The sequence below is a fragment of the Lentzea sp. NPDC051213 genome (assembly GCF_044455585.1).
Lineage (GTDB): Bacteria > Actinomycetota > Actinomycetes > Mycobacteriales > Pseudonocardiaceae > Lentzea.
Genome location: NZ_JBITEX010000003.1, coordinates 736,149 through 756,921, shown reverse-complemented (window position 1 = coordinate 756,921; position 20,773 = coordinate 736,149). Strand labels below are relative to the sequence as shown.

Annotated in this window: 18 protein-coding genes and 1 riboswitch; of the genes, 8 read left to right on the top strand and 10 right to left on the bottom strand. The window is 68.2% G+C overall.

Going from position 1 to position 20,773, the window contains the following annotated elements; genetic code table 11:
* Positions 1–139: 139 nt before the first annotated feature.
* The 3 genes from ACIA8G_RS16560 to ACIA8G_RS16550 all read left to right on the top strand — a co-directional run bounded on the left by ACIA8G_RS16560 (position 140) and on the right by ACIA8G_RS16550 (position 2,807).
* Positions 140–1,588 carry an MFS transporter gene (locus ACIA8G_RS16560; protein ID WP_396419336.1) on the top strand — a complete coding sequence of 483 codons (1,449 nt, stop codon included), beginning with the start codon at positions 140–142 and terminating at the stop codon, positions 1,586–1,588.
* Between the two features lie 10 nt (positions 1,589–1,598).
* Complete coding sequence (locus ACIA8G_RS16555; protein WP_396419334.1) at positions 1,599–2,282, top strand: TetR/AcrR family transcriptional regulator; 684 nt, start codon at positions 1,599–1,601, stop codon at positions 2,280–2,282.
* A gap of 291 nt (positions 2,283–2,573) precedes the next feature.
* A complete protein-coding gene (locus ACIA8G_RS16550) occupies positions 2,574–2,807 on the top strand; it encodes a hypothetical protein (RefSeq protein ID WP_396419333.1) in 234 nt (77 codons plus the stop codon).
* A gap of 57 nt (positions 2,808–2,864) precedes the next feature.
* Here the strand turns inward: ACIA8G_RS16550 and ald are convergent, their stop codons facing one another.
* Together ald and ACIA8G_RS16540 are read right to left on the bottom strand one after the other, a co-directional pair.
* Positions 2,865–3,977 carry an alanine dehydrogenase gene (gene ald, locus ACIA8G_RS16545; protein ID WP_396419332.1) on the bottom strand — a complete coding sequence of 371 codons (1,113 nt, stop codon included), beginning with the start codon at positions 3,975–3,977 and terminating at the stop codon, positions 2,865–2,867.
* A 102-nt stretch (positions 3,978–4,079) separates the two neighbouring features.
* Entirely contained in the window at positions 4,080–6,323 is a 2,244-nt protein-coding gene (locus ACIA8G_RS16540; RefSeq protein ID WP_396419331.1) for an alpha-L-fucosidase, read from the bottom strand.
* A gap of 137 nt (positions 6,324–6,460) precedes the next feature.
* A riboswitch (glycine riboswitch) is annotated at positions 6,461–6,553 on the top strand.
* A 73-nt stretch (positions 6,554–6,626) separates the two neighbouring features.
* Between ACIA8G_RS16540 and gcvH the strand changes: the two genes are divergently transcribed.
* Together gcvH and ACIA8G_RS16530 are read left to right on the top strand one after the other, a co-directional pair.
* Positions 6,627–7,010, top strand: a complete 384-nt coding sequence (gene gcvH / locus ACIA8G_RS16535) for a glycine cleavage system protein GcvH (protein ID WP_396419330.1) — start codon at positions 6,627–6,629, stop codon at positions 7,008–7,010.
* Between the two features lie 28 nt (positions 7,011–7,038).
* Complete coding sequence (locus ACIA8G_RS16530) at positions 7,039–8,403, top strand: L-serine ammonia-lyase (RefSeq protein ID WP_396419328.1); 1,365 nt, start codon at positions 7,039–7,041, stop codon at positions 8,401–8,403.
* Positions 8,404–8,568: 165 nt separating this feature from the next.
* On the opposite strand, the gene ACIA8G_RS16525 is transcribed toward ACIA8G_RS16530, so the two are convergent.
* The 3 genes from ACIA8G_RS16525 to ACIA8G_RS16515 all read right to left on the bottom strand — a co-directional run bounded on the left by ACIA8G_RS16525 (position 8,569) and on the right by ACIA8G_RS16515 (position 11,515).
* Positions 8,569–8,922, bottom strand: a complete 354-nt coding sequence (locus ACIA8G_RS16525; protein WP_396419327.1) for a winged helix-turn-helix transcriptional regulator — start codon at positions 8,920–8,922, stop codon at positions 8,569–8,571.
* A gap of 56 nt (positions 8,923–8,978) precedes the next feature.
* Positions 8,979–10,556, bottom strand: coding sequence for a TROVE domain-containing protein (locus tag ACIA8G_RS16520; RefSeq protein WP_396419326.1), 1,578 nt, complete (start codon positions 10,554–10,556; stop codon positions 8,979–8,981).
* 308 nt (positions 10,557–10,864) lie between these two features.
* Positions 10,865–11,515 carry a TVP38/TMEM64 family protein gene (locus ACIA8G_RS16515; protein ID WP_396419325.1) on the bottom strand — a complete coding sequence of 217 codons (651 nt, stop codon included), beginning with the start codon at positions 11,513–11,515 and terminating at the stop codon, positions 10,865–10,867.
* Positions 11,516–11,586: 71 nt separating this feature from the next.
* Here ACIA8G_RS16515 and ACIA8G_RS16510 point away from each other — a divergent pair, with 71 nt between their 5' ends.
* Positions 11,587–11,991 (top strand): hypothetical protein, encoded by a 405-nt coding sequence (locus tag ACIA8G_RS16510; protein WP_396419324.1) that lies wholly within the window; start codon positions 11,587–11,589, stop codon positions 11,989–11,991.
* Here the strand turns inward: ACIA8G_RS16510 and ACIA8G_RS16505 are convergent.
* Entirely contained in the window at positions 11,988–13,865 is a 1,878-nt protein-coding gene (locus tag ACIA8G_RS16505) for an ABC1 kinase family protein (RefSeq protein WP_396419323.1), read from the bottom strand. The two genes, ACIA8G_RS16510 and ACIA8G_RS16505, sit on opposite strands and share 4 nt — an antisense overlap.
* Positions 13,866–13,973: 108 nt before the next feature.
* Between ACIA8G_RS16505 and ACIA8G_RS16500 the strand changes: the two genes are divergently transcribed.
* Positions 13,974–16,241, top strand: coding sequence for a glycosyl hydrolase family 95 catalytic domain-containing protein (locus tag ACIA8G_RS16500; protein ID WP_396419321.1), 2,268 nt, complete (start codon positions 13,974–13,976; stop codon positions 16,239–16,241).
* Between the two features lie 57 nt (positions 16,242–16,298).
* Here ACIA8G_RS16500 and ACIA8G_RS16495 read toward each other — a convergent pair whose 3' ends face one another.
* Both ACIA8G_RS16495 and ACIA8G_RS16490 read right to left on the bottom strand, forming a co-directional pair.
* Complete coding sequence (locus tag ACIA8G_RS16495; RefSeq protein ID WP_396419320.1) at positions 16,299–16,679, bottom strand: SSI family serine proteinase inhibitor; 381 nt, start codon at positions 16,677–16,679, stop codon at positions 16,299–16,301.
* A gap of 87 nt (positions 16,680–16,766) precedes the next feature.
* A complete protein-coding gene (locus tag ACIA8G_RS16490; RefSeq protein WP_396419319.1) occupies positions 16,767–17,648 on the bottom strand; it encodes an SGNH/GDSL hydrolase family protein in 882 nt (293 codons plus the stop codon).
* An 87-nt stretch (positions 17,649–17,735) separates the two neighbouring features.
* Here ACIA8G_RS16490 and ACIA8G_RS16485 point away from each other — a divergent pair, with 87 nt between their 5' ends.
* Positions 17,736–19,013, top strand: coding sequence for an MFS transporter (locus ACIA8G_RS16485; RefSeq protein WP_396419317.1), 1,278 nt, complete (start codon positions 17,736–17,738; stop codon positions 19,011–19,013).
* Here the strand turns inward: ACIA8G_RS16485 and ACIA8G_RS16480 are convergent.
* Both ACIA8G_RS16480 and ACIA8G_RS16475 read right to left on the bottom strand, forming a co-directional pair.
* The gene (locus ACIA8G_RS16480) at positions 18,945–19,796 is read right to left on the bottom strand and encodes a hypothetical protein (protein ID WP_396419316.1); all 852 of its coding nucleotides are present in this window, start codon (positions 19,794–19,796) and stop codon (positions 18,945–18,947) included. The genes ACIA8G_RS16485 and ACIA8G_RS16480 overlap by 69 nt on opposite strands.
* On the bottom strand, positions 19,793–20,740 hold the full coding sequence (locus ACIA8G_RS16475; protein WP_396419315.1) for an SPFH domain-containing protein: 948 nt from the start codon (positions 20,738–20,740) through the stop codon (positions 19,793–19,795). The genes ACIA8G_RS16480 and ACIA8G_RS16475 overlap by 4 nt, the downstream gene beginning before the upstream one ends.
* Positions 20,741–20,773 lie beyond the last annotated feature (33 nt).

Here is a 20,773-nt window from a genome sequence, read left to right as displayed (position 1 = left end):
AGGCTGGTTGAGCGCGGCCGCCCTTTACGTATCCGGGTGACAAACCCCCGCAAGCTCTCTCTTCTTCCCTCAGTGAAATCCTCTTGCGCCCTGAGGCCTCGTACACTGTAAGTTGCTCGTACACCGTAAGGGGGACGAGATGACTTCAACGACCGAGAAGGTCGGGGTGCAGCCGCACCCGCAGCGCTGGGCCGTGCTCGGCGTGCTCTGCCTGTCCGTGATGGTCGTGGTGCTCGACAACACCGTGCTGAACGTGGCGATCCCGTCGATCTCCACTGGTCTCGGCGCCAGCACCGCGGACATCCAGTGGATGATCAACGCCTACTCGCTCGCACTGGCCGGGCTGCTGCTGACGACCGGCTCGCTGAGCGACCGCTTCGGCCGCAAGCGCGCACTTCTGACCGGGCTGGCGCTCTTCGGCGCTGGCAGCGCCGTCGCGGCCTACGCGGGTTCGTCCGAGGCGTTGATCGCCGCTCGCGGCTTCATGGGCATCGGCGCCGCCATGTTGATGCCCGGCACGCTGGCCGTGCTGATGCAGTTGTTCGACGAGAAGGAACGCCCTAAAGCCATCGGCATCTGGGCCGCGGTCACCAGCCTCGGCTTCGCGGCCGGACCGGTGATCGGTGGCGCGCTGATCAAGCACTTCTGGTGGGGCTCGGTGTTCCTGATCAACGTCCCGGTGGCGGTCCTCGCGATCGCGGCCGTGGCGGCACTCGTGCCGGAGTCGAAGGATCCGACCGTGCGCAGGCCGGACGTCCTCGGCTCGATCCTGTCGATCATCGGCATGGTCTCGCTGGTGTACGCGGTGATCTCGGTGCCGGAGAACGGTTTCGGCTCGCTGGAGTTCGGTCTGCCGCTCGCGCTCGGGCTCGTCACCATGACGGCGTTCGCGTTGTGGGAGAGGCACACCGCGGAACCGATGCTGGACCTCGGGTTCTTCAAGGATCGCCGCTTCACCGGCGCGGTGGCGTCGGGCGTGCTGGCGTCGTTCGGCATGGCCGGCTCGCTTTTCCTGCTGACGCAACACCTTCAGGGCGTGCTCGGCTACAGCCCGCTGGAGGCGGGGGTGCGCGTCGCGCCGATGGCGATCGCGTTGCTCGTCACCAGCAACACCCTCGGCCAGCTCGTGCTGAAGCTGGGCGCCGGCAAGGCGATGCTGCTCGGCATGACGATCGTCGCGGGCGGCGTGGTGCTGCTCTCGATCGGCGCGACCTACCCGCCCACGCTGGCCGGGCTGATCCTGATCGGCGTCGGTGTCGGTGTCGCACAACCGGTTGCGGTCAACGCGTTGATGGGCGCCATCCCGCCGGAGCGCGCGGGCATCGCGTCCGGCCTGTCGAGCACGCTGACGGAGCTGGGTGCGTCGTTCGGCATCGCGGTGCTGGGCGCGTTCCTGTCGGCGCGGTTCGCGGCTTCGCTGCCGGACGGCGTGCCGTCGCGGTCGCTGTCCGAGGCACTGCACAGCGGTGCGGATCTCACGGTCGTGCGTGAGGCGTTCTCGAACGGCATGACCGTGAGCCTGGTGATCGGTGCGATCGCCGTGTTCCTGGGAGGTGTTGTGGCCAGCGTGTTGCTTCGGCGTGCTTAGGATCGCTGCTGTGGACAGCGTGTGGTTCGGCAAGCCCCGGCCCAGCAGCGGGCAGCCCCTCGGCCTGAGCCGGGAGGCCATCGTCCGCAAGGCGCTGGAGGTGCTGGACGAACACGGCCTGCAGAAGCTCTCCATGCGCAAGCTCGCCGCCGAGCTCGGCGCGGCACCGATGTCGCTGTACTGGCACGTGCCGACGAAGGACGCGTTGCTCGAACTCTGCCTGGACGAGGTCTGGGGCGAGTTCGGGCGGCCGGAGTCCGGCACCGACTGGGAGACGGCGTTGCGCGGGATGATGCACTCGTTGCGTCATCTCGCGCTCAGGCACCCGTGGTGGGTGCGCAACATCGGCGAGTTCGCGACGATCGGCCCGAACGCTGTCGCGATGGCGGACGCGATGCTCGAATGCCTGCGGGCGGCCGGTCTTTCGGTGGTCGAGGCGTCGCGGTCGGTGTCGACGGTGTCGAGCTTCGTCATCGGGTTCGCGATCGCCGAGGTGAACTTCAACGGCAGCGGCAGGATGGACGTCGCGCCGCCGGACATGTCGAGGATCGCCGATCTGTACCGCGACAGGCACCCGCACTACGTCGAGATGCTGGACGAGCCCGCGCTGTGGTCGGTGGACGGGCAGTTCGAGTTCGGGCTGGACTGCGTGATCGACGGCGTCCGGGCGAGGGTCGCGGTGCCGCGGTCATGAGCTGGAGCCTGTACGGCGAGATCACGCGACCGGTCGAGGTCGCGACGCTGGTGCAGCGCACCCGTGAGGTGCTGCGCGAGTTGCTGGCGTTGGACGAACTTCCGGAGCTGACAGCCAACGCCCCGGTGCTGACCATCGAGACGGCACGGACCGGACTTCGACTTCCAGGTCCTGCTGGCCACGGGAGACGGCGCGGAGGTCGGCACGCTCATCCAGGAGGAGCTCCTCGACGTCGCCCCGCGGCCCGTGCTCGTCTCGGTCTGCCCGCGCCACAACGTCGGAATCAGCTGCGTGAGCGTGGTGCTGTGCATCGCGATCGCCGTGGCCGCGGCCGACCTCGGCGGCGGTGAGTACCTCGACGAGGAGCGCGCGATCGTGCGGCCGCTGACGTACGAACCGGAGCGGGTGATCGCGACGACCCGGCTGGCCCGCAGCGACCTGACCTTCGCCCGGCGGTGCGAGCACTACCTGCGCCAGTTCCGCCACCTCGGTGGCTGGCCGCAGCTCGTCACCCTCGCCGAATAGGCGAAACCCCCGCAGCGTGATCGCGTGCGGGGGCCTCATTCATTCAGTTGGCCTGTGTTAGATCACGGTCTCCAGCGGCGTGTGCACGAGGCCGGTCGCCTCGGCCACCGGGCCGTTGGTGAGCTGGCCGGCGTGGACGTTCAGGCCCAGGGCCAACGAACGGTCGTCCTTCAGCGCCTGCGCCCAGCCCTTGTCGGCCAGCGCGACCGCGTAGGGCAGCGTCACGTTGGTCAGCGCGTAGGTCGAGGTGCGCGGGACGGCGCCCGGCATGTTGGCCACGCAGTAGAAGACCGAGTTGTGGACCTCGTAGGTCGGCTCGGCGTGCGTGGTGGCGCGGGAGTCCTCGAAGCAACCGCCCTGGTCGATGGCGATGTCGACGAGCACCGAGCCCGGCTTCATGTCGGCGACGAGCGCGTTCGAGACCAGCTTCGGGGCCGCGGCACCGGGGACGAGCACGGCGCCGATGACCAGGTCGGCCTCGCGGACGGCCTGCTCAACAGAGAAAGCGTTCGACGCCAGCGTGCGCAGTCGGCCCTGGAACTGGGCGTCGATCTGGCGCAGGCGGTCGACGTTGGTGTCGAGGATCTGGACGTCGGCGCCCATGCCGACGGCGATGGTGGCGGCGTTGATGCCGGCCACGCCGCCGCCGATCACGACCACGCGGGCCGGGGCGACGCCGGGGACGCCGCCGGGCAGCACGCCGCGGCCGCCGGAGGGCTTCATCAGGGCGAACGCGCCGACCTGCGGGGCCAGCCGGCCCGCGACCTCGGACATCGGGGCGAGCAGCGGCAGCGAGCGGTTCGGGAGCTGCACGGTCTCGTAGGCGATGGCCGTGGTGCCGGAGGCCAGCAGGGCCTCGGTCAGCGGCTTGTCGGCGGCGAGGTGCAGGTAGGTGAAGAGGGTCTGGCCGGCGCGCAGGCGGGGGTACTCCTCCGCGATGGGCTCCTTGACCTTGAGGACCAGGTCGCCCTCGGCCCAGACGTCGTCGGCCGTGGGGAGGATCTTGGCGCCCGCGGCGAGGTACTCCTCGTCGGTGATCGCGGAGCCCAGACCGGCGCCCTGCTCGACGTAGACGTCGTGGCCGCGGCTGGTCAGTTCGTGGGCACCGGCAGGGGTGAGGGCGACGCGGTACTCGTGGTTCTTGATCTCGCGGGGAACAGCGATCCGCACGATGACTCCTCCGTTCGGTGGCCGACATCTCACAATGTGAGGCAGCCTGAAGGTCATGTCACCGTGCGGATCGCACTATCCGGTCACTGTCCGGTTGTTCTGCTAGGACAAAGCCACCTTGAAGACCCATGCGTGCTGGCCAACGCCGGCAGGCACGTCGACCACCAGTTTTCCACCCGATCGGGTCCATTTCAGGGGCCTGTCATGGCCGAGCAAGGTGATCTTGTCGCCGTCCTTGAGCGGCACCGGAGCGTCGACCACGAGCTGTGACCCCGGCTGGACCAACGAGGTGATGTAGAACGCCTCGTTCGGCTTCACGGTGAACCGCAGCGAACCGAGCTGGGCCATCCGCGACCAGTACGTCGTGCCGTAGATCGACTCACCGTTGGTCTTCAGCCAGGCACCGGTCTCGCGCAGCCGCTGCTGCATGATCTCCGGAATCGAACCGTCCGCCCGCGGGCCGATGTCCAGCAGGAAGTTGCCGTTCTTGGACGTCGTGTCGACCAGCGTGTCGACCACCTCGTCCGCGGTCATGTACATCGAGTCGGGCGTCGCCCGGTTCCACCCGTAGGAGCGCGGGTCGAGACCCCGCGAGGCCTCCCACTTCTTCACCACGGTGTTCGGGTACGTCGCGTACTCCGGCGTCGTGTAGTCGTGGGTCGGGATGCCGCACCGGTCGTCGACCGTCACGTCCTTCGGCTTCGCCCGGTTCTTGGCCTTGTTGAAGTAGTCGGCCAGCACGCGGCGGCTGTCGTTCGCACCGCCGATGTCGCACCAGATGACGTCCGGGTCGTAGCCGTCGACCAGCTCGGTCATCTGCGGCGCCTGGTAGTCGCGCACGAAGTCCCGCCCGGCCTGGTAGCCGGTGTAGGGCTCGGGAGCGCCCGTGTACGGGTTGCGCGGCGCGTTGCCGCTCCACGGGTTGTCCGGGTTGAACCACTCCGGCATCGAGAAGTAGAGACCGTTCTTCATGGCCGGCGTGTACTTCCGCGACGCGTCGAACAGCTCCTTCACCAGGTCGCGACGGGGCCCGAGATCGACGGAGTCCCGTCCGGACACCTTCGAGTCCCACAGCGCGAAGCCCTCGTGGTGCTTCGAGGTCAGCACGTAGTACTTCGCGCCGGCGGCCTGGAACAGCTCGGCCCACTCGCGCGGGTTGAACTTCGAGGCGGTGAACTGCGGGATGAACTGGTCGTACGCGAAGTCCTTCCCGTGCGTCGCCGCGTGGTACGGGTGCACGGCGTTCGAGGGGTTCTGCATCCACTGCCAGTACCACTCCGCGTACTGCTCGCCCGGCGGCGACCACGCGGGCACCGAGTACAGGCCCCAGTGGATGAAGATGCCGAACTTGGCGTCGTCGAACCAGTACGGCGACTCGTGCGCGGCCAGTGACGCGTCGGTCGCCTGGTAGTCCGCCACGCCCAGGACGAACCGGGCCTTCTGCGAGGCGGTCACACGGGCAGTCTGAGCGATGACCTTCCCGTCGAACGTGCCGGTCCGGTACGCGTGGACGCCGATCCGCACCCGCGCGTCCTCGCCGGGAGCGAGGCGTTTCACCAGGGCCGGCTGCAGCGTGACGACGCCCAGCCCCTCGGCGCGCACCGACACGTTCGAGATCCACTGGTCACCGAGGTTCACGACGGTCGCCTCGATCGTCTGGCCACCCACGCGAGGCAGCTTGGCCGTGCTGCGCGCGGAACGGACCGCGAGCACCTCGCCCTTGCCCGCCGGCTGCAACGACAGCGCGAACACGTGCAGCGATGACTTGCCCTCGACGGCCGGGTTCGTGGTCGGCAGCGTGATGCCGACGGCCTCCCGCGCGGGATCCGTCCACACCTGACCAGTGCCGATCGACACAGGGTGCTGGTCGGTTCCGTCCGGCGAATAGCGGAACGGAGCGGAGATCGGACCACTGCCCGTGTACCAGTCGGGTCCGGTCAGTCCGCCGGTGGTCGTCGTCCCGTCGGCGTAATGCACCGTCACGGTGCCTCCCGCCGTGCCGTAGCTGGACGAGACGAGGAAGTGCGCGGTCAAGTAACGGCCGCGCGGCAGGTCGATCCGCTGACCGAGAGCGACCACGTTGTTGGGCCGCGACTGTGAATGTTCCGGGAACAAGTACGGTACGGAATCGGCTGTGACCTGCCCGGATGGGAGTCCTTCCGCAGGGAAGGCGTAACCGGAACCGTCGAAGTTGCCGGTCCGGTCGGCGGCGGAGTCGATGCCGTCGTTGTTGAAGTGGGAGCTGATCGGTACGGGGATGGGCTGGGGAGCTTCCGCTGCACTCGCGGTGGGGAGCGGTGCGACGAGAAGTGAGGCGAGCAGAGCGGCAGGGAGCGCTGTCCTCATAAGACCTCCGATGTCTCCCTTCATCTGAGACCGCTCCCTCATTCATGTCAACCCACTTCGCGTTGACACTTGGCGGTGGCCGCACATAGCGTTCGGGCGTTCCGAGAACTGAAGATCGCCGCGATGCCACTGGCATCAGAACCCGAGTGGGAGAGACCTCGACGAACGAGTCGGGGCGCCGAAGGGGCAAGCTCCCGCACACTCTCAGGCAGCAAGACCGCTCGGGGTAGGCAACTCTGCACGGCGGAGGGGGCGCAAGTTTCCTGACCGAGCCGTGATGCCAGAGATGCCAGAGGAGTCGCCGTGGAGTTCCCCGAGAACCTGCTCTACACCGTCGAGCACGAGTGGGTCGACTGGACGCCGGGTACCCAGGACCCGCTCACCTGCGGAATCACCGAGTTCGCGGCGGACGCGCTCGGCGACATCGTCTTCGTGCAACTCCCCGAGGTCGGCACCAAGGTCGTCTCGAACGCGGTCTGCGGCGAGCTCGAGTCCACCAAGTCGGTCAGCGACCTCTACTCCCCGGTCAGCGGCGAGGTCCTCGAGGTCAACCAGGCCGTCGTCGACGACCCGGCGATCGTCAACAACGACCCGTACGGCGCCGGCTGGCTCTTCCGCGTGCGCGTCGAGTCGGCCGAGAACCTCCTGACGTCGGCGAAGTACGCCGAGCTCACCAAGACTGACTGACCGCCCCACCACCACGAAGGACTGATCAGTGGCGATCAGCGTTTTCGACCTTTTCTCCGTCGGCATCGGACCGTCCAGCTCCCACACGGTCGGCCCGATGCGGGCGGCCGCGATGTTCGTCGAGAAGCTCGGTGCACGAGTGTCCGAAGTGGACCGCGTGCACGTCGAGCTGTTCGGCTCGCTCGGCGCGACCGGGCACGGCCACGGCAGCCCGAAAGCCGTCTTCCTCGGCCTCGAGGGCAACCACCCGGAAGAAGTCGATCCGGCGGTCGCGGCCGGGCGCGTCGAGGAGATCGTCACCGGCAACCGGCTGAGGCTCGGCGGCGTGCACGAGATCGACTTCGTGCACGACCGCGACCTCGTCATGCACCGGCGCAAGTCGCTTCCGTTGCACCCCAACGGCATGAGCTTCGAGGCGTACCGGGGCGAGGAGTCGGTCGAGCACGCCGTCTACTACTCGATCGGCGGCGGCTTCGTCGTCGACGAGAACGCGTCGGGCACCGACCGGATCAAGCCGGACACCACCCCGCTGCCGCACCCGTTCCTCACCGGCGACCAGCTGCTCGCGCGGTGCCGCGAGACGGGCCTGTCCATCAGCGAGATCATGATGGCCAACGAGCAGTCGTGGCGAAGCGAAGACGAGATCCGCCAAGGACTTCTGCACATCTGGCACGTGATGCAGGAGTGCGTCGAACGCGGCTGCAACGAGCACGGCATCCTGCCCGGCGGCCTCAAGGTCCGCCGCCGTGCCGCCGAAATGCGCAAGACGCTGGAGCGAGAGCACTTCGTCACCGACCCGCTGCGCGTCATGGACTGGGTGACGCTCTTCGCGTTGGCGGTCAACGAGGAGAACGCGGCGGGCGGCCGTGTCGTCACCGCGCCGACCAACGGCGCGGCCGGCATCGTCCCGGCGGTTCTGCACTACTACACGAAGTTCGTGCCGGGCGCTTCGGATGACGGCGTGATCAAGTTCCTGCTCACCGCGGCCGCGATCGGCGTGCTGTTCAAGGAGAACGCCTCCATCTCCGGCGCCGAGGTCGGCTGCCAGGGCGAGGTCGGCTCGGCCTGCTCGATGGCCGCCGGCGGTCTCGCCGAGGTGCTCGGCGGCACCCCCGAACAGGTCGAGAACGCCGCCGAGATCGCCATGGAGCACAACCTCGGCCTCACCTGCGACCCGATCGGCGGCCTGGTGCAGATCCCGTGCATCGAACGCAACGCCGTCGCGTCGATCAAGGCGATCACCGCGGTGCGCATGGCTTTGCGCGGTGACGGTTCGCACTTCGTGTCGCTGGACAAGGTCATCAAGACCATGCGGGACACCGGTAAGGACATGTCGGTGAAGTACAAGGAGACAGCTCGAGGCGGGCTCGCCGTGAACGTCATCGAGTGCTGATCTCCACCAGCGCGTCGATGTGCATCGCCGCGTACTGCGCGTGCTCGTTGTCCATTTCGGACAGCCGCACGCGCAGTGCGGGGGTGAGCAACCACTCCCGGATCGGCTCGGCGGGCGCGAGCCGCCGCCAAGCGAGCGAGTGCTCGTCCGGCGCGAAGTGGCAGGTCAGCGGGCGTCGTACGCCTGCTGGGCCGCCAGCACGTCCGGCATCCGCGCCTCCAGGAGCTGGATCAGCGCGAGCACCCGCTCGGCCGTCTCCTGCCCGAGCGGCGTGAGGCTGTAGTCGACGCGCGGCGGGTTCGTCGGCTGCGCGTCGCGGTGCACGAGGCCGTCGCGCTCCAGCGCGTGCAACGTCTGGGACAGCATCTTCTCGCTGACCCCGTCGACCCGGCGGCGCAGCTCGTTGAACCGCAGCGGACCGTCCACGAGCACGCCCATCGTCAGGCTGCCCCACCTGCCGGTGACGTGCTCCAGCGTCGGGCGTGACGGACACGCCTTCGCGAACACGTTGTACTCCACCGGCCGAGAATACCCCGAGATAGCGCTAACCGAAAGTTAGCGCTATCTCGGGGTCATCAGAACGGCCAGTCGGCGTTCTGACCTGCCTCGAGCAGGGGGATGAGCCGGAAGGTCGCGTCGGTCAGGCCACCGAACTCGTGCCGGTTCGCCTTGCCGGTGGCGTACGCGGCCTTCTGGTATCCGGCCAGGTTGAAGCCGTAGATCGGCACGTGCCGCGGCACGGCGTTGCAGACGCCCCGGCCCTGGGTCTGCATGTCCGAAATGATGAACACGCGGTCGTGGCCCCGGTAGGTCCGCCGCAGCGCCCCGGCGATGTCGGTGCCGTGCCCGACCTCACCGATCCGCTTCAGGAACCGGTCGACCGTCCGGATCACCGACGCGCCCGGCGCGATGTCGTGCCGGAACGTGCCGTCCGCGAACCCGTGGACGTCGACCCGCTCACCCTTCGCGCCCAGCGCGACGCCGAACACCGCCGCGGCCTTGGCCGGGGTGACCTTGGACTTCGCCGAGATCGTGGTGTGCGTCATCGACGCCGAGGTGTCGATCAGGATCAGCGACCGGCCGGGCAGAGCCGGCAGGTTGCCGAGCGACGCCTGCAGCGCCTGGTCCAGGGCGTGGCCCCAGCGCAGGCTCGGTGCCGCCTCGTACGCGGACAGGAACCGGAACGGGAACTGGCGCGAGCGAGCGACCTGAGCCGGGTCGGCCAGGCGTGCCGCCACCTGCGCGGCGACCTCGTCGGACATTCCCGCCTGGTCGAAGTTGCGCAGGTTGCGCAGGAGCGCCATGTAACCCATGGACGGCGCCAGTGCCTCCCACACCTCCTTCGTCAGCGGTCCCTGCAGCCACCCGGCCACCGACTCCCAGGTCATCCCGACCCGGCGCAGCACGTCGGCCGCGTCAGGACGCTCGAACAGGGCACGCCGCTCCTCGACCGGCCACGCCATCAGCTCACGCCGTGCCGTGATCACCCGCAGCGACTCAGGTACCGCCGCGTCGCCGTCCCGGCGCCGGTCGAGCACGTACTCGAACAGGTCGCCCTGCCAGCCGGCGCGTGGCGACGGGTGCACGAGGTTGAGCACGTCGGCCATCTTGAAGCCGCGTGCGTCGCTGTCCCACTTCACGGCGGCGCGCTCGTCGTAGAGGCGAGCGACGGCGTCGGCGATGCCGCGCTTGATCGGCTTCGGCACGCGCCGGCCGTTCGTGCCGGTCCAATAGGCGAGGAGTTCGCCCGGCTCGTCCGCTCGCTGCAGCACCGAGTCCACGACCGCGCGGTTGGTGACGCCCGCGTCGGACTCTGCCGCGAGCCGTGCGTGGACGAACTCGGCCGCGCCGACGAGCGACGCGGTGCGCATGTTGGCCTCGCTGCGCAGCCACTTCAGCAGGCGCGCGGTCCACTCGGGATCCGCGAGCGCCGCGGTGTGGACGAGCTGGGCGAAGCGGGTGTCACGCTGGTCCGAGGACTCGTAGAAGGTGTCCTCGCCGCCCATGTTCGACACGGCGAGCAGGAACAGCTCGGACTTCGTGTCGCGGGCGTAACCGTCGCCGCCCTCGTAGGTGCGGCCGGACGGAGCCGGCGCCGTGGCGACCGGGCTGGTGCCCGCCGGACGCGCGCGGAAGATGTTGAACTTCGACATCGGCTCTTCCCCCCTCAGAGAAAAAGAAAAGGGAGCCCACGAACTCCACACGTGGCCCGAGATCAAAGTCGCGGAAGGTGTTTGGTGCTCTGCCGGACTGAGCTACAGCCGAATGGCTGACAGGATTCGAACCTGCGACCGCCCCATTAACAGTGGAAGTAACCCCCCACTTCGCACCGGGCCACGTGTGAAGTTGTGCGCTCCCGAGATCAAGGTCGCCAACGGGTTGTTTGCGTTTTCGAGACGAAGTAACCGCTGGCTTCGCACCGGGTGCACACTCATACAACCACGCTGCGCCAGCGATTTTTCTAGGGCGCCGCCTTCACGAGCCGGCGCAGCAGGTAGAACAGCCCCACCGTCAGCAGGAATCCGACCGCGCTGATCATCACGATCTGCTCCATGGTGTCCGCCTGCGAACCCGCGAACACGTAGGCGGAACAAATCGGCACGGTTCCGACGAGGGTGAACAGCATGAAAGTCCGGAATGACACCCTGGACACGCCTGCCGACACCGACACGGTCTCCGCCATCATCGGAATGCCGCGCGCCACGCCGAAGAACCAGGGACCGAACTGGCGGCCCCAGCGCCGCATTTCAGTCAGTTCGTCAATGGTCACGACCCGGCGCACCAACCACGGGCCTGCATACCGGCCGAGGGCGTACCCTGCGGCAGAGGAACCCAGGGACCCGACGATCGCGAGTGCCAGCCCGACGGGCAGGCCGAGTGCCGTTCCCGCGAGCACGATGAGCGGAGTCGACGGCACGGGTAGCAGCACGTCCACGACGAGCAGGGCGAAGATCGCCACTGCCGCCCACACCGGGTCGATGCCACGCACCCACGTCACGACACCTTCGAAGTCGATGAGGTCGAGTGCCTCGAACACGATCCAGCTCAGCAGCACGAAGCCGAGCACGACGGCCGGTATCCACTTCCACCGGACGCCTGTCTCATAACTCATCGGGTGATGGTCGCCCACCTCGATGCGCCGGACAATCCGCCAGTGGCGCAGGTTCCGAGAAGGAGACACACATGAGTGACGATCTCGTGCCGTTTCTCGGGCACTGGGTGCTCGACCCGGCGCGTTCCGCGTACACCGGCGGTGTGCCTCCCCGCAGCGGTCACCACGACCTGCGCCTGGAGGGCGACCGGCTCGTCGTGAGCATCGAAGGCGTGCTGGGGTCCGGTGATCCCATCCGCACGGGGTACACATTGGACCTCTGGCAGGACACGCCGATGAACGTCGGCAAGGTCGACCGGGTGCGCACGGTCGTCGAGCCGCGGCGGTTCTGCACGATCGCCTACGCGGGCGCGCAGGCCATGGCCCGGTCGTGGCGGATCCTCGGCAACCTCAACGAGATGACGATCGTCCAATCGGCACCTGATCAGTTCGGCGTGTGGCGTGACGACGTGTCCGTCTACCGGAGGCAGTTCTAGGCCCGCGGCCTGAACACGGTGACGACCACGCGCAGGCCTAGCAGGATCGAGATGATCAGCAGGTTGTAGCCGAACACCTGGTACAACCCCACGTCCGGCGTGATCTGCGGCCCACCGGTGGAGCCCAGCAGCAGCACAGCCATCACGCCGGCGGTCGCGCCCAGCGCGGTCAGCATGACCTGGTGCAGCAGGCCGGTCACGAACGAGCGGTCGCGCTCGTCGGCGAACAGTCGCATCGACATGCTCAGCCGGCCCTGCTCCACCGCGCCGGTGATCCGGTCGATCCGCCTCGGCAGCCGCCGCAGCATCGGCAGCACCGCCTGGAGCTCCTCGGTCAGCGTGTGCCGCACCGACTCCGGCGTGAGCCGTTCGGAGATCTGCTCGGCGGCGAACGACCGCGACTCGACCACGATGTTGAAGCCCGGCGCGAGCACGGCCAGCGTGCCCTCCAGCGTCGCGAGCGCACGGAACACCGCCGCGATCTCCGGCGGGATGCTCAGCCCGAACCGCGACACGATCTGGAACAGGTCGCCGAACATCTCCACGTCCGGCCGCATCCCCGCGCCCAGGTGCCGCGCCATGAACTGCCCGAGCGAGCGTTCGAGCCGTTGCTCGTCGATGTCCTCCGGCCGTGAGGTCAGCTCCAGCAACGCGTCCGTCAGCCCCGCCGGATCGCTGCGGTCGATCGCCAGCAGCAACCGTTGCAGGGCCGAGCGCAGGACCGAGTCGATCCGCCCGACCGAGCCGAAGTCGAGCAGCCCCAGCCGTCCGTCGCTCAGCAGCATCACGTTGCCCGGATGCGGGTCCGCGTGGAAGACGCCGTCCAGCATCACCTGCCGCAGCACGAACCGCAGCAACGTCCTGGCGAGGTCCAGGTCCTCCGCCGCGCCCTTGAGCGGCACGCCGTCGAGCCGGTCCATCACGAGCACGCGGGAGGTCGACAGGTGGACGTTCGGCAGCCCGACCGACGCGTCCGAGGCCGCCGACACCGCCGCGATGTTGCGCGCCTCGACCCGGAAGTCGAGCTCCTCCCGCAACGCCGCCGCGAACCCCGCCGCCAGGTCCCTGACGCCCAGCGCCGAGCCCCACCGCGTGCGCTGCAACGTCTCCGCCAGCCGGGAGACGATGTCCAGGTCGCCCTCGGCCACCGCGCGCACGTCCGGCCGCTGCACCTTGACCACGACCTCGGCGCCGGACTTCAGCACCGCCCGATGCACCTGGGCGATCGAGGCGGCGGCCAGCGGCTCGGGATCGACCGAGGTGAAGGAGTCGAGCCCCACCTCGGCGTCCAGCACGGCCCGCACCGACTCCCAGGACGCCGGCGGCACCCTGTCCTGGAGCAGGCTCAGCTCCTCCACGAAGTCCTCCGGCAGCAGGTCGGCCCGCGTGGACAACACCTGCCCCAGCTTCACGAACGTGACGCCCGCGTCCTGCAACGCCAGCCGCAAGGACCGCGCCAGGCCGGTGGAGGTCCGCTCCCGGCCGCGCAGGTAGGGCCCGAGCCCGTGCCGGAACGCGATCGCGGTGATCCGCGAGTACCGCCGGGTCCGCGCGATCCGCCGCCGTGCCATGCCCCACCACTCCGTCGGCGGTGGGATCGAGCCGGTCGGCACGATGATCTCCGCGAACGCCAGCAGCCCGATCACCACGAGCAGCGACAGCCCGAGCTGGATCGTGACGAGCCCGGACGACGGTTCGGCGGTCGTCTCGCCGAACGCGGTGGACGCGATGGACATCGCCAGCAGGCACACGAGCGCGGTGCGGATCAGGCCGATGCGCAGGCCGAGAATTCGGCGCGCCGCCAGCGCCATGCCCAGGACCAGCAGCAGGAACGTGATCGGGAAGCCGATCGTGTAGACGAGGAAGTCCCCCATGATCGAAGCCTATGCACGGGCCTTGACTTGAGGCACGGCAGTCACGAAAGATCCGATGAATCGCCGCCCGCGTTGACATGACCGCACATCGAAGTGAGGTGTCCGAAAGTGGTCGAACTCAACCGGCGCACGCTGATCGGAGGCGCGTTAGCTGGGGTGGCGGGCAGTGCGCTGCTCCCTGGCAGCGCGTTCGCGCGGGACGACTTCAACTGGCAAGACTTCCTCGGGTCATCGGATCTCATTTGGAAGAGGATGCCGAAGACGTGGTACGAGGGTCCGTACCTCGGCAACGGCTACCTGGGGTCCGGCATCTACGCCGAGCCGAACGCCAACGCCATCAGGTTCAACGTCCAGCACTCCCAGGTGCAGGACCACCGGCCGGAGTTCGGGGCGCTGTTCGGCCTCGCCCGGCTGCCCATCGGGTACTTCACGCTCGAACCCGTCGGCGCGATCACCGGCGTCGACTGGCGCCTCGACCTGTGGAACGCGGAGCTCACCGGAACGATCACCACGGCCGCCGGCAGCCTGCGACTCCGGGCGTTCATCCACACCGAGCGCGACCTCTACGCCATCGACGTCCAGGCGACCGAGGGCGAGCGCTCGTTCAAGTGGGTCTTCCACCCGCTCAAGGCGATCAGCCCGCGCACCGACCCGAAGTGGGGCCGCCAGCCACCCGCGGGCTTCACCGACAACCCGCCCGTCCAGCTCACCAGCAGCGGTGACGTGCAACTCGCGGTGCAGCCGTTGAACTCGGGCGGCGAGCACGTGACGGCGTGGCGCGAAGTCACCCGTGGCACCCGTCGCACGCTCTACACCAGCGTCGCCTGGTCACACCCGACGAAAACCGCGGTGAGCAAGGCGATCGGCAACGTCCGGTGCGGCTCCATCGAAGGGCTCGCCGTCGACCACCGGTTGTGGTGGCACGACTTCTACCGCAAGAGCTTCCTGTCCATTCCGGACAAACGGCTGCAGGCGTTCTACTGGATCCAGCTCTACAAGTTCGCGTCCGCGGCGCGCAAGGAGGCACCCGCCATCGCGACCTGCGGGCCGTGGCTCGAGAACACGCCGTGGCCGAACACGTGGTGGAACCTCAACGTGCAGCTGGAGTACTGGCTGATCCACGGCTCCAACCACGTCGACTTCGACGCCGTCACGTACTCCGTCGACAGGTATCGCGACGTGCTCGTCGAGCAGGTGCCCGCGGAGTACCGGCACGACTCGGCCGGCATCCCGCGCACCACCGACACCGTGCTGAACAACGGCGCGGGGATCGGCAACTCCGGTTACGGCGTGGGCATTCCCGGCAAGGACGTGCCGACGCCCGAGGTCGGCAACCTGACCTGGACGTTGCACAACGTCTGGCTCACCTACCGGCACACGATGGACGACCGCGTGCTGCGCAACGTGCTGTTCCCGTTGCTGCGCAGAGCCATCAACTACTACTTCCACTTCCTGACGAAGGGCGCGGACGGCAAGTGGCACCTGCCGTTCACCTTCTCACCCGAGTACGGCGTCAACGCGGCGGACTGCAACTACGACCTCGCACTGATCCGGTGGGGCTGCCAGACCCTGATCGAGTCCGCGAAGTCGTTGCGCGTCAACGATCCGCTCATCCCGAAGTGGCAGGACACGCTCGCGAACCTCACTCCGTACCCGGTCGACAAGAACGGCTACATGATCGGCGCCGGGGTGCCGTTCGCGAAGTCGCACCGGCACTACTCGCACCTGCTGCAGATCTACCCGTTGTACGAGGTGACCTGGGAGGACCCGGCGCAGCGCCAGTTGATCGAGACGTCGCTGAACCACTGGGTCAGCTTCGAGGGTGCGTTGCAGGGCTACACGTTCACGGGTGCGGCGTCGATCAGCGCGCAGATGTTGCGCGGTGACAAGGCGGACTTCTACCTCGGCGAGCTGATGCGCCGGTACATCAAGCCGAACACGATGTACCAGGAGTCCGGTCCGGTCATCGAGACGCCCTTGTCCGCGGTGCAGTCCATGTACGACATGCTGTGCCAGAGCTGGGGTGGCGTGATCCGCGTGTTCCCGGCGGTGCCGTGGCCCGAGATCTCGCTCGACAACTTCCGCACGCAGGGCGCGTTCCTGCTCAGCGCTTCGCGGCAGAAAGGCGTCACGCGGTGGATCAGGCTGCGCAGCGAGGCCGGGGCGCCGTGCGTTGTCCGCACGGACATCAAGGACCCCGTTGTGCGCGATCGGTACGGCCGGCAGAAGCACTTCTCGGTGCTGGGCAACGGAGATCTGCGCATCGACCTGAAGCGCGGTGAGGAAGCTGTCATCCACCGCGCGGGAGACAAGCCGGAGCTGAAGGTCGGACCGGTGGTCGGTGCACCCGCACCGTCCTGGGGTCTGCCCGAGTAAGGGCGTTGCCGGTGCCCCGCCGCGACGGCGGTGCGGCGGGACACCGGCGAACGCGGTCTAGAACTCGAACACCTTGCCGGTGTTCACGTGCATGACGCACGGGTTGGAGAAGACCTCCTGGAAGTCGACCTTCTTGCCGCGCCACTTTCCGCGCAGCGTCGCCTTCGTCGGGTTCAGCTCCATGGTGCACATGGCGTCGCCCGGGCTCATCTTGGTGAAGTCACCTTCGACGGGAGCGAGGCCGGCGCACGCCTCCTTGGCGTTCTTGTGCAGTCCGCCTGCGGGCTCGCAGGACAGCTGCGTGGTGCTGAAGGTGCCCATCTCCTGCCGCACCGACAGCACCAGGCCGGATGCGGGCAGCGGCGCCGCGGTGGCCGTCGCGGGAACGAGCGGCGTTGCGAGCGCGAGGCAGGCAAACAAAAGTCGGGTCCTTGCCATGCCAACACTGTGGCGCGGCAAGGACCCGGAATTCCAACCAACTCGGCGGTAACACCGGATCGTGTAAACCGCCTCAAGTACGTGCAACTAGACGCCGTCGAACTCCGTCCCGGCGAGCCCGGAACCGAGCACTCCGGCGACCTGCTTACCCACCGCTGCCATGCCCCTGGCATTCGGGTGAACCGGGAACGCGAGGCTGGTCGGGATGATGCCCTCGACCCACTTGTCCCACGGTGCCGCGCACGTGTCGCGACCGAGGCTGATGTCGTACGGGTTCACGAAAGTGGCACCGGCGGCCTCGGCCTCGGCACCGAGCATTCCGTTGAGCTGCTTCTGCACGGTGTCGAGGTACGGGACGTCGCCCCTCGAGATGGGCACGATCGGCCAGCAGCCCCCGGACGGCGGCAGGATCCGCAGGTAGCCGACGAGCACGATCTTGGCCTTGGGCGAGCGCTGCTTGATGCCCTTGAGCACCTCGGCGACCTTCGGCGCGGTCGCGGCGACGCGCTGGGCGAGCTCGTCACCGTAGTTCGCCTTGCAGGGCGCACCGTGCGGGTCGAGCAGGCTCTTCCCCGCGCAGGTCAGGATGATGTCCATGAAGCCGATGTCGTTGCCGCCGATGGACAGCGTGACGAGGTCCGTATCGGCCTTCAGCGCGGACAGCTGAGGCACGGACTGGCCGGGGATTCCGCTCTGCACGCCCGCCATGTCCTTGGTCTGGGCGCCACCGCAGGAGATGTCGGTGAAGTTCGCGATGCCCAGCTTCCTCGCCAGCACCGACGGGTAGTTCTGGGTCGACTTGAAGCACGAGAGCGGGTCGAGTCGTTGCAGCGGGATGAACGGTCCGGAGACGAAGGAATCTCCTAGTGAAACGTAGTTCCGATACCTCGGCGCGGCGCTGGCGTGCGGGACCAGAAACGTCGCTATCAGGGCTGTGAGCAGGGAAACAACAGTCACTCGGCGCGTCATTGCTACCTCGTTACTGAAGAGTAGGAACGTAGGACGAAGGGTGACCGGACCATTGCGCACTGTCAATCCCTCGACCAGGCTGGAACGATGACGGGGGTACGCAAAGTAGCGGTGGCATCCGCGGTCGGTAACACGATCGAGCTCTACGACTTCCTGCTCTACGGCACGGCGTCGGCGCTCGTTTTCGACAAGATCTTCTTCCCGCAGTTCGACTCGCGCGTGGGCGTGCTGCTCGCCTTCGCGACGTTCGGCGCGGGCTTCTTCGCGCGACCACTGGGTGGCGCGGTGATCGGGCATCTCGGTGACCGGATCGGGCGGCGTTCGATGCTCGTGGTGACCCTCTCGGTCACCGGCATCTCGACCGCGTTGATCGGGTTGCTGCCGACCTACGCACAGGTGGGCATCTTCGCGCCGTTGCTGCTGGTGCTGCTGCGGCTCGTGCAGGGCTTCTTCATGGGCGGCGAGCAGGGCGGTGCGTCGCTGATGGCCGTCGAGCACGCGCCACCTGGACGGTGGGGCTGGTACGGCAGCTGGGTGTTCATCGGCTCGCCGGTCGGACTCGTGCTCGCGAACCTGGCGATGTACCTGTCGTCCCGCGCTTCCGGGCCGGACTTCCTGACCTGGGGCTGGCGGGTGCCGTTCCTGTTCTCGATCGTGCTGGTCGGGATCGGCCTCTACATCCGGCTGCGGGTGTCGGAGAGCCCGCAGTTCGCGAAGGCCGAGAAGTCCCGGCTGCCGATCGCCGAGGTCCTGCGCACGCGGTGGCGGGTCGTGCTGCTCGGTGCCGGCGTGAACCTCGGCTTCACGATCTTCATCTACGTGCTGAGCGTGTTCATGATCGGGTACGGCCGCACGGCGTTGAAGATCTCGGCGGACGACCTGCTGGTGGCCACCGTGGTGGGTGCGCTGGCGCAGGTGATCGCGGTGCCCGCGTTCGCGTGGCTGTCGGACCGCATCGGCCGGCTGCCGGTGATGTTCGGCGGCGCGATCTTCCAGGCCGCGTTCGCCTTCCCGTTGTTCTGGCTGACGAACTCGGGCTGGTTCACGTTCGCGATGGTGCTCGGGTTCGTGGGCTCGGCGGCGTTGTTCGGCCCGTCCGCCGCGTACTTCGCCGAGCTGTTCCGCACCCGCGTGCGCTACAGCGGGGTGGCGCTGAGCTTCCAGCTGGGCGCCGTGCTGGGCGGCGGGCTCGCTCCGCTGGTCGCGCAGTCGTTGCTGCGCACCGGAACCTGGGCGATCGCGAGCTACCTCATCGCCGGCGCCGTGCTGTCCGGCGTGTGCCTGCTGGTGATCGGTTCAGCACACGAGGCGGAGCCGGCGAGTGGCGAGTCCGACGCTCAGCCGCTGGCCCCAGCCGAGGCGTAGCGCGTCGCTCTCGATGCCGTCGCCGAACGCCACCATCCCGTCGGACTCGATCTCGACGTCCAGCGGCCCGTCGGTGATCTCGCCCTCGGTGTGCTCGATCCCGGTGCTCGGCGACGGCCACGCCTCCCGGACGAACCACACGAGCCTGTGCTCGGTCGGCCCGGGGAGTCGCAGCGGGCTTTTCCTTTCCCGGTGGGCGGAACTGCACCAGCCCGTGGCGCCGGTGCCGCTGCCGACGAGAATGCCGGACGACGCCTGGCGTTCGCCGTGCACGCGGTACCGGCTGGTCTGGTGGCTCGGGTGGCCGACGTAGATCTCGTTGAGCGCCAGGAGGGTCTGGCCGTCGTCGGAGCGTGCCTCGACCATCGTGCGGTCTTCGGTGTTCCCGGTGTTGTGGAGGAGGTCGGCGGCCTCGCCGGGGGCGTGCTTCGCGAGCACGCCCTGCTCCGGGTTGATGCCGATCACGGGCTGGCCGTCGAGGTACTTGGCGACGTTCGCGACCAGCCCGTCCTGCCCCACGATGACGACTACGTCCTCGGGCGAGAACAGGAACCGCGACAGGTCTTGCCTCTCGACCACACCACGGCGCCAGTCGAGCGGGATCGCGGCACCGACCTCTCCCAACGCCCTGCGGGCCTGCTGGTCACGGTCCACCACCTCGTCCAGAGTTCTGTTGCGGGACTTCAGGAAGAACTCGACCTGGCCGCGGGTGCCATGCCGTGCCAGCAACTCTGTCAGCTCGGTGCGCCGGTGCACCAGCACAATTCTCGGCGCGAGGCTCATCGCGCGAGTCGTTGCAGGATCGGCTGGATCAGGTCCGGCGTGAGCGTGATGCTGCCGATCTCCGGCAGGTTGCCCGCGAGTTCCTTGGCGGCGAGCGCGAGCAGCGTGCCCTGAGGAACGTCCCGGTAGGCGTCCAGACGGGCCTTCTCGCCGGCGGCCTCGGCCTCGGCGAGCTTGCGGATGCCGTCGGCCTTGGCGTCGTCGGCGATCCGGCTGGCCCTGGCGTGGTCCTCGGCCTTCTTGAGGGCGTTCGCTCCTCTTTGGACGACCAGCAGCTCTTCGCGCTTCGCCAGCTCGATCTGGTTCTGCAGCTCGTTCTCGCTGATCGCGCGCTCGCGTTCGACCGCCATGGCGCGGCGCTGGTAGGTGGCCTTGTCGGCCTCCTGCTGGACCTGCTCGCGGATCGTGGTCTGGAGGGCCTTCTCCATGTCGGGGTCGGGGCGGATCGCCACCACGCGGATGTCGATGATCTCCAGGCCGATGTGCGCCGCGGTGAGGTTGCTCGCGGTGGCCTCCTTGACCCGTTCGACGCCGGTGCGCAGGGCGGTCTCCAGGTCGAGCGTGGCGAGGATCTTGAGGGCGTGCTGCTGGGTGCTCTCGGTCAGCGTGTTCGCGATCTGGCTCAACGGGTCCTGGCGCCAGGTGCCGGTGTCGGGGTCGATCGAGAAGTCGATGCGGGCCGTGGCGGTCTCGGGGTCCGTGCAGCGGTAGGTGACGGTCAGCTGGACCGTCACGTCCTGGAAGTCGCCCGTGCGGGCGTGGAAGAGCATGGGGAGCTCGCGGTCGTCCACCGGGACCTCGCTCAGCACCGCGGCTCTGGGACGGAACCAGAAGCTCAGGCCGGTGCCCTCGTGGACGAGCTTGCCCTTGTTGACGTGTCTGATGTGGACCGTCGGGGCTCCTCTGAGGTGCCTGAGTCCGGGGTAGGTGCTGATGTCGGCCATCGTCTCGTCTCCTTGTCGTCAATCTGACGATAA

Coding starts and splice junctions, on each gene's coding strand:
- ACIA8G_RS16560 (WP_396419336.1), top strand. CDS start 140: ATGACTTCAACGACCGAGAAGGTCGGGGTGCAGCCGCACCCGCAGCGC.
- ACIA8G_RS16540 (WP_396419331.1), bottom strand. CDS start 6,323: ATGAGGACAGCGCTCCCTGCCGCTCTGCTCGCCTCACTTCTCGTCGCA.
- ACIA8G_RS16520 (WP_396419326.1), bottom strand. CDS start 10,556: ATGTCGAAGTTCAACATCTTCCGCGCGCGTCCGGCGGGCACCAGCCCG.
- ACIA8G_RS16515 (WP_396419325.1), bottom strand. CDS start 11,515: ATGAGTTATGAGACAGGCGTCCGGTGGAAGTGGATACCGGCCGTCGTG.
- ACIA8G_RS16510 (WP_396419324.1), top strand. CDS start 11,587: ATGAGTGACGATCTCGTGCCGTTTCTCGGGCACTGGGTGCTCGACCCG.
- ACIA8G_RS16505 (WP_396419323.1), bottom strand. CDS start 13,865: ATGGGGGACTTCCTCGTCTACACGATCGGCTTCCCGATCACGTTCCTG.
- ACIA8G_RS16495 (WP_396419320.1), bottom strand. CDS start 16,679: ATGGCAAGGACCCGACTTTTGTTTGCCTGCCTCGCGCTCGCAACGCCG.
- ACIA8G_RS16490 (WP_396419319.1), bottom strand. CDS start 17,648: ATGACGCGCCGAGTGACTGTTGTTTCCCTGCTCACAGCCCTGATAGCG.
- ACIA8G_RS16485 (WP_396419317.1), top strand. CDS start 17,736: ATGACGGGGGTACGCAAAGTAGCGGTGGCATCCGCGGTCGGTAACACG.
- ACIA8G_RS16480 (WP_396419316.1), bottom strand. CDS start 19,796: ATGAGCCTCGCGCCGAGAATTGTGCTGGTGCACCGGCGCACCGAGCTG.
- ACIA8G_RS16475 (WP_396419315.1), bottom strand. CDS start 20,740: ATGGCCGACATCAGCACCTACCCCGGACTCAGGCACCTCAGAGGAGCC.